Below are 12149 nucleotides of genomic sequence, written 5' to 3' on the forward strand. Positions count from 1 at the left end.
TTGGGGCAGGTCACCTACGCGTTACTCACCCGTCCGCCACTAACTAGCAGAACTAGTCCGTGCGACTTGCATGTCTTAGGCATACCGCCAGCGTTCACCCTGAGCCAGGATCAAACTCTCCATGGATGCTCGCTATGGATAGCGAGTCTAAAACCTGCTGAGCAGGCCCTTGATCAAACGCCAAGGGAAGCGTTATTTACTGCTTTCTGCTGATCTTTCTTTGTCAAGTTTCTCGGCTGCCGTTTTGACAGCGCAACGAGAAGTGTACCGATTGCTCCCCGAGCTGTCAAGCCCTACTGAGGGCGAGGGCCGGGATGATCGGATAGGTTCATCTGTGCAGCCCTAAGCTGCAAGGCCCGCAGCAGATCGGTTTTGCTTAGGATACCCACCAGGTTGCCGCTTGGGTCGGTGACGAGCACCCTCGAGAACCCCTCTTGGGCCATGCGGTGTAGAGCCGCTAAGGCCTCGGTTTGTTCATCGAGGTGCAGTGGAGAGCGCATCCGCTCGAGCACCCGGGTCTGCGGCGAGGCCCCCTGCAGGTCTTCCAGACTAATCAGGCCTAAGAGCCGTCCTGCTTCTACTACGGGGTAGCCTACGTGCCGCTCCTGCATCATCTTGTCCAGGAGTTCGGCCACGCTCAGGTTGGGGGGTACGGTGCTGACCTCACGGGTCATCAGGTCGCGTACCTTAAGGCCCTCGAGGGTGCGGTTGAGTAGGGTCTGTTCGGCCTCACCGCTGGCGGCCATGAAGACGAAAAGGGCAATTAGGATCAGGAAGAGGTTGCCCATGAACAAGCCCAACAGGCCTAAGGCAAAGGCCAAGATTTTACTGAGGGTCACCGCGGTGCGGGTGGCCTCGAGGTAAGGCTTGTAGAGAGCCAGCAAGCTGCGCAGGATGCGCCCGCCATCCAGCGGCAGAGCGGGGAGCAGGTTGAACAGGGCCAGGCTCAGGTTGATATAGGCCAGATAGCCGAGCAGGAACTGCCCCACAGCCACATCTGTGGGAACTGCTCCCCGCAGCAGACCAAACAGCCCTGCGAGCAGTATGCTCACCAGGGGGCCGGCGATGGCGATGACCGCCTCGGTTCCACGGGTACGGGGGATTTGCTCGAGCTGAGCCACCCCGCCCAAGAGCCATAGGGTGATCTCACGGGTCTGCACCCCGTAGGCCCGTGCGGTAAGGGCATGACCCAGCTCGTGAATGAGCACGCTGAGAAAAAGCCCTACAGCAGCCAGCAGACCCAACAGATAAGAAGTCGGGCTTTGGAGCAATTCTGATGGCGCGTTGACTTGCAACAGCTGGAGGTATGCCGGAAGCTGGCTGCCGATTAGAAAGGCAAACAGAGGCAGCACCAATAGAAAGCTCAGGTCAAGCGAGACCGGGATACCCAGCAGTCGGAAGGGGAGCCAAATGGGTTTGGAGAACATCCAACCCATACTACAACCTTCAGGATTGGATTTGGCAAAAGAGAGCTATCTGGAGGCAGAAATACTGCAAAAAATTAAAATGAAAGACTGCGAAAATAAACGAAATCATTTCAATCGTGACTAGCCGCTGTCTTGACAGTTATAAGGACTCATTCTATGCTTTGCTAGAAGCAAGGGAGATGTGCATAGAGCCAAATGCGATCCTTGACTTAGGGCGCTTGTCCGGGGTTTTTCTGGGCGTCTGTGATGTACCTCAATGCCTCCCATGCTGATCAGAGTTACAATCCGAAGAGGAGGGTATATGAACCGTAAGTTTTTGAAAGCCACGATGCTTGGAACCACAGCGATATTGTCTGCTTCGTTGGCACAGGATAACTTTCGTGAACCGCAGTACCGCGACGTGCAGGGCAATGTCACCCTCGAGGTCTGGTCGTGGGTTCCTGGGCTGGACAAGACAGCAGCCGAGTTTACCAAGCAATTCCCCAATATCAAGATTAACGTGGTCAACTTGGGGGGTGGGGCCCAGACCTATAACCGCCTCCAAACGGCCTGCCGTGCAGGCTCGGGAGCACCGGATGTTGCCCAAATTGAGTACGGTTTCCTACCTACCTACATTGAGACCAACTGCCTGGTGGATCTTCGTACGCTAGGGGCAAGCAATCTCCGCAGCTACTTTGTGCCTTGGACCTGGCGTCAAGTTTCCCCGCGTAACCAGGAAGTATACGGCATCCCTCAGGATACGGGCCCCCTGGCAATGATCTACCGGGCTGACATCTTCAAGCGCTACAACATCCCGGTGCCTCGCACCTGGGACGAGTTTGCCCGTGCGGGTGCGCGGCTCTCCGAGCTTTCCAAAGGACAGGTTAAGATCGGTAACTTCTTTTCTACCTATAGCCCCTGGTTCATCGCTTTGGTATGGGCTCAGGGAGGCCAGATGTGGCGTCAAAACGCTGATGGAAGTTGGGTACAAACCCTTAACAACCCCACTTCCAAAGCCGTTGCCAAATTTTGGGGAGATCTGATTAAGGCAGGATATGTCTCGACCTTCCCGGCCTTTACCCCGGATTTCTGGAACCCAATGGCCGCTGGGCGTATTGCTACCTCAATGGAAGCGGCTTGGGGCCCGGGATCATTTGCAGGCTCACTGGCCCAAAACCCTGGTCAGGGTGCTCAGTATCGTGTGGCCAACCTGCCCCAGCGCACCCTGGGTAGCTTTGCTTCTGGTAACTGGGGCGGCAGCTCCAACGTCATTACCCGTCAGTCCAAAAATCCCCAGGCGGCGATGCTCTTTATTAACTGGCTCAATACCAGCCGTACCGGTATTGTGAGCGACTGGAACAATGGTGGTTTGTTCCCTGCTGCACAAGCCGGTTTGAGCCTTCCTGAACTGCGCAACCCGGATGTTAACCCCTCCAAGTTCTTCGGGGGCCAGGATGTGATTACGGTATATCAGAGAGCGTCACAAGCGGTAAACGTAGACTTTACTTGGGCGCCTTGGCTGCCTGCGGCGGATGCGGTTTTTGCGGATGTGATGGCTCAAGCCATTCAAGGTCGTATCACCTTTGAACAGGCCATTGATCAGTGGCAAGAGCGTACCCTGGCTGAAGCTCGGCGCAATGGCTATAAGGTTACAGGCGGCCAGTAAACCTACAGCGTTTGCCTGAGCGGAAGGCCCCACGGTGCTCCTTCGTGGGGCCTTTCTGAAACAGGGTGGACTTAAGGGAAAAGTGTATAAAAACGTGTTGTGAATGCTCAGAAAGCACCAAAATGAGAATATACCTCGAGCTTCAGCAGAATCGGCGGTGATAGCGGTGAAAAGTGGTCGTGCCACGCCCTACTTGTTCCTTGCGCCGTTCATGGTCACCTTTACAGTATTTTTTGTAGCACCGGTTCTTTATGCCATTTACCTGAGCCTTTTTATTCCCCAGCAGGTAAACGGAAACCTCACCCAGGTATTTGGGGGACTACAGAACTATGAATGGGCCCTGCAAGACAACCAGTTTCTGAAATCCTTTATTCATATCTTCTTTTTCGGCATCATTCAGATACCGATCATGTTGCTATTGGCGACTATCTTGGCCCTGATCCTCGATCAGATGGTCGATGGATTTTTGAAGCGCTTTTTCCGTACAGCTTTTTATCTTCCCTATACGATCCCCAGTGTAATTAGCGGATTGCTCTGGGGCTATCTCTACTCGCTTAATCTCTCACCGCTTAACTACATCATTCAGCAAAATGGGGGTCAGCCTATTAACTTCCTGGCCTCGACCCCCATGACCCTCTTTGTTATAGGCAACATCGTGACCTGGACCTGGGTAGGCTATAACATGGTGGTGTTGTTTGCTTCGCTACAAGGGGTTCCGCGTGAACTATATGACGCAGCCAAAGTGGATGGGGCGACCGGCTGGAACGTGATTCGCTACATCAAACTTCCACTCTTGCGCCCAGCCTTGTTTCTAACATTGCTGTTCTCGATTATTGGTACCTCGCAAATTTTTGCCGAGCCCTTTGCGCTTCGCTCTATTGGCTTTGTGCCCAATGACATCACCCCAAATGCCTACTTATATGCGGTGGGGGCGCAAAACGGCAATTATAGCTACGCGGCTGCCCTAGCCTTGGTCTTGGCAGCGGTGACCTTCATATTTTCTAGTTTCTTCCTGCGAATTATTGCGAGGAACTCCAATGACCAATAAGTCTGCCAGTATCTGGTTGGTTGTGGTGATGTTCATTTTCTCCATATACTTTTTGCTGCCCTTTTACTGGATTCTGGTTTCTGTAACTAAGGATAATGGGCAACTCAACACGACCTTTGGCTTATGGTTTGCCTACCCTTGGCATCTGCTGGACAACTTTCACGAGGTTTTCACTCGTAACGGTGGGATCTTTTGGCGTTGGCTTGGCAACAGCTTTCTTTATTCCACCACCGCGGCCACATTGGCCACCTTGTTTGCTGCCATGGCAGGGTTTGCTTTCTCGAAGTACACCTTTTTTGGCAGGTCTTTTTTGTTTACCTTGATCCTGGGAACCATTATGATCCCGGCCACTGCTCTGGCATTCCCGATCTTTCTGCTGATTCAAAACGTGGGTCTGGCCAACACCATCTGGGCGGTAATCCTGCCCCAGACGGTAAGTCCCTTTGGGTTATACCTAATGCGAATGTTTTGGGATCAGTCCTTTCCCAACGAGTTAATGGAAGCGGCTAAGCTTGACGGCGCTAACGATGCCACCGTTTTTTGGCGCCTGGGTGTACCCCTCATCCAGGGGGGGCTGGTAACGGTTTTCCTATTCACCTTCGTGGCCGTCTGGAATAATTTCTTTTTGCCGCTGATTGTGCTGGGCAATAATAATCTATTCCCCCTGCCGTTAGGCCTGGCCGGTTGGGCCGCCACCCAGACCGGCTCAACCCCACCCTATTCGGCCATTATTTTGGGAGCGCTTATCGGCATTCTGCCCCTGGTTTTGTCGCTTTTGTTTTTGGGGCGGTACTGGCAGGCTGGACTGACGGTGGGGGCGACGAAAGGCTAGCCGTAAAGGCTATCTGTTGAGGTTGATAAGTTTATCGCGCCCTTCACAGGCGTGGTTGTCTGGATGGTTGGATGGGTCAAAATATGTGAAGAGTGCTCTAGGGCTTCTTGATTTGAAGCCCATTTCTAGGTTTTGCTGATGGGCTGGTCGGCCCATTAGCGGTTATTTGGCCCCCTCGAGACCCCTGGGGCTTTGTGAAAAGAGTTTCGCTTAGAAACAAATATATTTCGTTAAGATTTCGATTGATGAATAAAGGATTGACAAACGAAACCCTCAATGGAATAATCAGGCCGTACTCAAAACCATAAAAGCTCTGCTGGGGGCTGGAATTTGCCTTTGGGGTGGGGAACTTATGGTGGAGTGCAGATGGCAATAGGGGGTCTTATGAAGAAATGGCTGCTTATGGCTGGAACGGTTGCTGCAATGAGCTTGGGTTTAGCCCAACAGCTTCGGATCGTGGTGGTGACCCACGGGCAGGCTTCAGACCCCTTTTGGTCGGTGGTGAAGAACGGGGTTGAGCAGGGCGGTAAGGATGTGAATGTGCAGGTGGAGTACCGCGCTCCGGATACCTTTAACATGGTCAGGATGGCCCAGCTCATTGATGCGGCGGTGGCCTCGAGGCCGGACGGTTTGGTGGTCTCAATCCCCGATGCAAGCGCTTTGGGCAAGTCTATTGAGGCAGCGGTAAAGGCTGGAATCCCGGTGATCTCCATAAACTCCGGTGCCGATGTGGCCGCCAAGCTAGGGGTGCTGCTCCACGTGGGGCAGGAGGAGTATGTCGCGGGACAGGGAGCCGGCAAACGCATGAAGGCCGCGGGGGTCAAGAACGCACTGTGTGTTAACCAAGAGGTGGGGAATGTGGGCCTTGATCAGCGCTGCAAAGGCTTCGCGGATGGCCTGGGGGGTAAGGTGACGGTGCTGCCGGTCAAGCTGAGTGACCCCACTGGCATCAAAAATGCGGTGTCTGCAGCCCTGCAGAAAGACCCCAGTATTGATGGTATCCTGACCCTTGGCCCGACGGCGGCTGAGCCCACCCTGCAGGCCCTCGAGGCGTCCGGAAAACTGGGGAAGATCCAATTCGGCACCTTCGACCTCTCACCGGCGGTGCTCAAGGCCTTGAGCGAGAAGAAGATGGATTTCGCGATTGACCAGCAGCAATGGCTGCAGGGGTATTTACCGATAGTCTTCCTGGCCAACTACAAGCGTTATGGACTGCTTCCGGCCAATGAGATCATATACACAGGCCCCGGCTTCGTAACCCCGCAGAATGCGGCTCAGGTCATTGAGCTCAGCAAGAAGGGGATTCGCTAGGGCTGGGTTGTGAAAGACGATTCGATGCGGCTGGAGCTCTGCTAGCCTGGGCTTGGAGAGGGGCTGTGGGCCCCTCTCCATATTAATCGGATGAGGGTTTGGAAGGGAGGTTTGGTGTGGTAGCCCATAAAGATGAACGCTTGCATCCCCTCAGCCCTTGGAAGCGTCTGCTGTTGCGCCCCGAGCTGGGCTCGATTGCAGGCCTGATCGTGGTGTTCTTGTTTTTTGCCATCATGGCGGGTAACACCGGGTTTCTGACCTGGTTGAGCGTGCGCAACTACCTCGAGGTCGCGGCTCAACTGGGCATTTTGGCTGCTGCGGTGGCGCTTTTGATGATCGGGGGAGAGTTTGACCTTTCGGTGGGTTCAATGATTGGCATTGCCGGTACGCTCATCGCCGTCCTGATCCATCCCGACTATGGTCACCTTCCTCTGGGGGTAGCGATCCTGATTGCGCTGCTCTTTGCCATGGGGGTGGGATTTTTCAACGGTTGGTTGGTGCTGCGTACGGGCTTGCCTTCGTTTATCGTGACCCTGGCCATGATGTTCATCCTGGCGGGGGCCAATATCGGCTTCACCAAGATGGTGACCAACCTGACCATCGTTTCTGGGCTGGGAGATGTGGTGGCCAAGTCTTCCCTAGCTCACTTGTTTGCGGGAAGCCTGCTGGGCCTGCCGGCATCGGTGTGGTGGTGGTTGGGGGTGACCATTGTGCTAAGCCTGGTGCTGCTGCGAACCCCTTTTGGCAACTGGGTATTTGGCGCAGGAGGAGATGCCAATGCCGCTCGCAATGTGGGTGTGCCGGTGTTTAGGGTCAAGATCACCCTGTTCATGCTGACCGCTATAGCCGCTACGGTGGTCGCCGCTATCCAAACCCTCTCGATTGGCTCGGCCAACGTGCTCAACGGGCAGGGAAAGGAGCTCGAGGCAGTAGCGGCCTCGGTCATTGGGGGGTGCTTGCTCACCGGGGGGTATGGCTCAGTGATTGGGGCCAGCATTGGATCCTTGATTTTGGGCATGGTGCAGCAGGGTATTGTGTACACCAACATTGATACCGACTGGTACAAGGTATTGGTGGGGGGAATGATTCTGGGGGCGGTCATTCTCAACAACTACCTGCGTAAGCGCAGCATGGAGGTGCGCCGATGACCCCTCTGGTTGAGTTGCGTAAGGTCAGCAAGTTCTTTGGGCCGGTGATCTCGCTCAAGGATATAGACATGAAGGTTTATCCCGGCGAGGTGCACTGTTTGCTGGGGGATAACGGGGCGGGAAAGAGCACCCTGATCAAGATCCTCTCGGGGGTACACAAGCCTTCCGAGGGGCAGGTGCTGTTCGAAGGGCAGCCGGTGGTGTTTAGCTCCCCTCGAGAGGCGCTCAACCAGGGCATTGCGACGGTCTTTCAAGATCTGGCCATGCTTCCCCTGATGAGCATCACCCGGAACTTCTTTCTCGGACGTGAACCACGGGTGGGACCATTGCGGCTATACGATGGCAATCTGGCTGCCCGAATCGCGCGGGAGGAGTTGCTCAAGATTGGCATCTCGATCCGTGACCCGGATCAGCCGGTAGGCACCCTTTCGGGGGGTGAGCGGCAGTCGGTAGCCATCGCGCGGGCGGTTTACTTTGGGGCTAAGGTGCTGATCTTGGACGAGCCCACCTCGGCCTTGGGGGTCAAAGAGGCAGCGGTGGTGCTGCGGTATGTGGTGCAGGCCAAGGCCAGAGGCCTGGGGGTCATTTTTATCACCCACAACGTACACCATGCCTGGGCGGTGGGGGATACCTTTACCGTACTGAACCGGGGGAGGAGCTACGGCACCTTCAAGAAGGAAGAGACCGAGCGGGAAAAACTGCTGCAGATGATGTCGGGTGGGGAAGAGCTCGAGGTCTTGGCGGTAGAGCTCGAGCTGATCGCCAAGCGGGACCCTGCCGGAGCAGCCCAGCTCGAGCGCCGTATAGCCGAGGAACTGCAAGAGCCTAACTGAAGCCCTCAGAGCTTCATTGGAAAGGGGACAATTTGAAACCGCTCCACATGGCCATGATTGGGGCAGGTCGGATGGGGCAGGCCCATGCCCGGGTGCTTTTGGGGCTGCCGGAGTGTCGGGTGGTGCGGGTGGTGGATAGCCAGGCCGAGAATGCTGAGCGGGTTGCGGCGGAGCTGGGGGCCCAAGCCTCTATCCACCTCGAGGATGCCTTACAAGACCCTGCCATAGACGCGGTGATCATCACCACCCCAACCCCTACCCACGCAGGGTTAATCCATGCCGCGGCCAGCGCCAAGAAAGCCATCTTCGTAGAGAAGCCGGTGGCCCATAGCCTCGAGGCCGGGCGCCAAGCCGTGATGGCGGTTGAGCGCGCGGGGGTGCCCTGCCAGGTGGGGTTTCAGCGCCGCTATGATCCAGCCTATGCCCGGGCTAAAGCCCTCATTGAGGCGGGCGAGCTGGGTCGGCTCGAGGGCTTTCGGGCGGTGGGGCGGGATCCCACCCCCCCCAAGCTGGAGTTCCTCAAGACCAGCGGCGGGCTTTTTGTGGATATGGGCATTCACGACCTGGACTTGGCCCGCTTCTTCCTCGGGGAGGTAGCGGAGGTGTATGCCATCGGGGGGGCTTTGAGCAACCCGGAGCTGCGGGAGCACGGTCTTTTCGATACCGCAGTCGGGACCCTCCGGTTTGAGGGTGGGGCGGTAGGTACGGTTGAGGTGGCCCTGCGGACCGCTTACGGTTACGACATCCGCACCGAGGTGCTGGGGGAGCGGGGGCGCTACCACGTTGAGCGAGATCGCCGCCCTGACCTCACCATTTACGATGCGCGGGGAGGGAGCTTTGACCGCCCGCGCAACTTTGAGGAGCGCTTCCCCGAGGCCTACGCCGCACAGATGGTGGCCTTTGCCCAGAACCTCCATGCGGGCAAGCCCCTCAGCCCCACCGCGCGGGATGCCTGGCACTCGCTGCGCCTGGCGCTGGCCGCACAAGAAGCCCTCGAGACCGGCAGGGTGGTGAGGGTAAGGGACGTTGGCGGGGACCTCTAAAAACTGGGTGGGGATGACTAAGGCCTTACGAAAGGAAAGCAGCATGAGCACACAACGTTTTACGGTTGCCCAGGCCATTGTGCGGTTTTTGGCCGCACAGTACAGCGAATGGGATGGCCGACAGACCCGGCTGATTCCAGGGGTCTGGGCTATCTTTGGCCATGGCAACGTCTCCGGGCTAGGACAGGCCCTCGAGGAATACGGTGGGGTCGTAGATTTGCCCACCTATCGCCCACAAAATGAGCAGAGCATGGTGCATCTGGCTGCGGCCTACGCCAAGCATATGGGCCGGAGGAGCACCTTTGCCTGTGCGGCTTCGATTGGACCGGGCTCGGTCAATATGCTCACGGCAGCGGCAGGGGCTACCGTGAACCGCGTGCCGGTCCTGCTTTTCCCCTCGGACTATTTCGCCAATCGTCTCCCCGACCCAGTTTTGCAGCAGCTCGAGCACCCCACCGAGCACGACGTGAGCGTCAACGACGCTTTCCGCCCGGTGAGCCGGTTCTTTACCCGCATCTCGAGGCCCGAGCAGCTCCTCTCGGCCTTGCCTGAGGCCATGCGGGTGCTGACCGACCCCGCCGAGACCGGGGCGGTGACGGTGGCCCTGCCCGAGGACGTGCAGACCGAGGCCTACGACTGGCCTGAGGCCTTCTTCGCCAAGCGGGTCTGGCGGATCCGCCGACCGGTGCCTGAGCCTGAGGTGGTTGGGCAGGTGGCCCGGCTGATCCGTCAGGCCAAGCGCCCTTTGATCGTGAGCGGGGGTGGGGTGCTGTATTCCGAGGCCTGGAGGGAACTCGCCGCTTTCGCGGAGGCCTTCGGGATCCCGGTGAGCGAGTCGCAGGGGGGGAAAGGGGCTTTGGCCTGGGATCATTCCCTGAATGTGGGGCCCATTGGCTCCAATGGTGGAACGGCGGCCAATCGGTTGGCGCACGAGGCAGACTTGGTGATCGCGGTGGGAACCCGGCTGGGGGATTTCGTGACCGCCTCCAAGACCGCCTTCCAAAATCCCGAGGTGCGGTTCATCGGGTTGAACGTGGTGCCCTTTGATGCCGGGAAGCTGGGGGGGATCTCGTTGGTAGCGGATGCCAAGCGGGGCCTCGAGGCCCTGCAGGAGGCCCTAAAAGGATATAGGGGCACTGCAGCCTCATACCGCTCCAAGGTGGCCCATCTCAAGCGAGACTGGGACGATACCGTAACCGCCTACCGCACCCCCAAGCCCGAGAAGAAACAAATGGCCCAGGCCGAGGTGATCGGGCTGGTGAACGAGGCATACGGCGGTAAGGCCACGGTGATCTGCGCGGCGGGGAGCCTGCCGGGCGACCTGCTCAAGCTCTGGCGGCCTCAAGACCCCAAGGCCTATCACCTCGAGTACGGCTTTTCCTGCATGGGCTACGAGATTCCCGCTGGGCTGGGGGTTAAGCTGGCCGAGCCGGAGCGGGAGGTGGTGGTGTTTGTCGGGGACGGTACCTATTTGATGCACAACAGCGAGATTGTCACCGCGGTGGCCGAGGGGCTCTCCTTTACCGTGGTGTTGGTGGACAACCGGGCCTTTGGCTCCATCCGGGGTTTGCAGCTCTCGGTGGGCTCACCTTCCTTCAACAACGAGCTACGCCACCGCAACCCCAAAACCGGTCGCACCGACGGGCCGGTGGTGGAAGTGAATTTTGCCCAACACGCTGAGGCCATGGGGGCCAAGGCCTGGCACCCCCAAGACTATGGAGCCTTGAAGAAGGCCTTAGCGGAGGCTAAAAAGGCTCGAGGGGTTCGGGTGATCGTGGTACCGGTGAGCGTAGATGACCGGGTTCCCGGCTTTGAGAGCTGGTGGGATGTGCCGGTGGCTGCGGTCTCGAGCCAGCCCAGAGTCAAGAAGGCCCGCAAGGAATACGAGACCTACCTGAAGAAACAGCGACCCATCTAAAAGGGGGCTTGGGCACTATGGCCATTCGTTTTGCAAACGCCCCGTGTTCTTGGGGCACCATCGAAGGGGTTGGGCAGGGCATCGGCTACCGCCAGATGCTCGACGAGCTGGTGGAAACCGGCTACCGCGGTACCGAGCTGGGCGACTGGGGCTACATGCCCACCGAGCCCGAACAGCTACGCCGGGAACTGCAGCAGCGGGGCCTCACCATGCTGGGGGCCTACGAGGGGGTCTACCTCAAAGACTCCGCCGAGCACGGCCCCGGCGAGGCCCGGGTGCTCCGTGTGGCACGACTTCTGCAAAGCGTGGCTGATGTGGGCGACGGCTGGCAGCCCCTCGTGGTGCTGGCCGACGAGCACAGCCGCGACAGGGTGCGCTTCGAGAACGCCGGGCGCGTCCGGCCCGAGATGGGCCTCTCGGCCTCGGAGTGGAAGACCTTTGCCACCGGCGCGGAGCGTATCGCCAGAGCGGTGCGGGACGAAACCGGCCTGCGCATGGTGTTTCATCACCACTGCGCGGGCTATGTGGAGGCTCCCTGGGAGCTCGAGGCTTTTTTGGAGCACACCGACCCCGGCCTGGTGGGCCTGGTCTTCGACACCGGGCACTACCTCTACGGCACCGGCAAAAACCAGCCCGAGGCGGTGCTGGAGGCTTTGGAGCGCTTCCGTGAGCGAATCTGGTACGTGCACTACAAGGACTGCCACCCCGGCATCGCCGCTGAGGCCCGCGAGAAGGGCTGGAACTATAAGGAGGCCATCGGGCAGGGGGTGTTCTGCGAGCTGGGCCAGGGCCAGATTGACTTTGGCGCGGTAACCCGGAAGCTTTCGACCCTAGGCTACGATGGCTGGATTACCGTGGAGCAGGACGTGCTGCCTGGCATGGGCGAACCCAAGGAGAGCGCCGGGCGCAACCGGGAGTATCTGCGGGCGGTCACCGGTCTTTAG

The 12149-nt window shown here is 58.2% G+C and carries 10 protein-coding genes and 1 rRNA gene; 9 read left to right on the forward strand and 2 right to left on the reverse strand.

The window, feature by feature from the left end:
* Positions 1-126 (reverse strand): 16S ribosomal RNA (locus tag Mgrana_RS12760); the annotation flags it as partial.
* Between the two features lie 167 nt (positions 127-293).
* Positions 294-1427, reverse strand: a complete 1134-nt coding sequence (locus tag Mgrana_RS12765; protein ID WP_119358013.1) for a site-2 protease family protein — start codon at positions 1425-1427, stop codon at positions 294-296.
* A gap of 301 nt (positions 1428-1728) precedes the next feature.
* Here Mgrana_RS12765 and Mgrana_RS12770 point away from each other — a divergent pair, with 301 nt between their 5' ends.
* The 9 genes from Mgrana_RS12770 (at position 1729) to Mgrana_RS12810 (ending at position 12149) form a co-directional block, all read left to right on the forward strand.
* Positions 1729-3072: an ABC transporter substrate-binding protein gene (locus tag Mgrana_RS12770; protein ID WP_206075090.1), complete on the forward strand. Its 1344-nt coding sequence runs from the start codon at positions 1729-1731 to the stop codon at positions 3070-3072.
* Positions 3073-3175: 103 nt separating this feature from the next.
* Complete coding sequence (locus Mgrana_RS12775) at positions 3176-4120, forward strand: carbohydrate ABC transporter permease (protein WP_119357989.1); 945 nt, start codon at positions 3176-3178, stop codon at positions 4118-4120.
* Positions 4121-4148: 28 nt separating this feature from the next.
* Positions 4149-4952 (forward strand): carbohydrate ABC transporter permease, encoded by an 804-nt coding sequence (locus Mgrana_RS17150; RefSeq protein ID WP_338067279.1) that lies wholly within the window; start codon positions 4149-4151, stop codon positions 4950-4952.
* A gap of 384 nt (positions 4953-5336) precedes the next feature.
* On the forward strand, positions 5337-6263 hold the full coding sequence (locus Mgrana_RS12785) for a sugar ABC transporter substrate-binding protein (protein ID WP_119357991.1): 927 nt from the start codon (positions 5337-5339) through the stop codon (positions 6261-6263).
* A 116-nt stretch (positions 6264-6379) separates the two neighbouring features.
* Positions 6380-7411, forward strand: coding sequence for an ABC transporter permease (locus Mgrana_RS12790; protein ID WP_240631369.1), 1032 nt, complete (start codon positions 6380-6382; stop codon positions 7409-7411).
* Entirely contained in the window at positions 7408-8244 is an 837-nt protein-coding gene (locus Mgrana_RS12795; RefSeq protein ID WP_119357992.1) for an ATP-binding cassette domain-containing protein, read from the forward strand. Before Mgrana_RS12790 ends, Mgrana_RS12795 begins: the two co-directional genes overlap by 4 nt.
* Before the next feature lie 32 nt (positions 8245-8276).
* Positions 8277-9287 carry an inositol 2-dehydrogenase gene (iolG, locus tag Mgrana_RS12800; protein WP_240631370.1) on the forward strand — a complete coding sequence of 337 codons (1011 nt, stop codon included), beginning with the start codon at positions 8277-8279 and terminating at the stop codon, positions 9285-9287.
* Between the two features lie 43 nt (positions 9288-9330).
* Positions 9331-11205, forward strand: a complete 1875-nt coding sequence (iolD, locus tag Mgrana_RS12805) for a 3D-(3,5/4)-trihydroxycyclohexane-1,2-dione acylhydrolase (decyclizing) (RefSeq protein WP_119357993.1) — start codon at positions 9331-9333, stop codon at positions 11203-11205.
* Positions 11206-11222: 17 nt separating this feature from the next.
* Complete coding sequence (locus Mgrana_RS12810; protein ID WP_119357994.1) at positions 11223-12149, forward strand: TIM barrel protein; 927 nt, start codon at positions 11223-11225, stop codon at positions 12147-12149.

It is taken from the genome of Meiothermus granaticius NBRC 107808 (genome assembly GCF_003574355.1).
In the GTDB taxonomy this organism is placed as follows: Bacteria; Deinococcota; Deinococci; order Deinococcales; family Thermaceae; genus Meiothermus; species Meiothermus granaticius.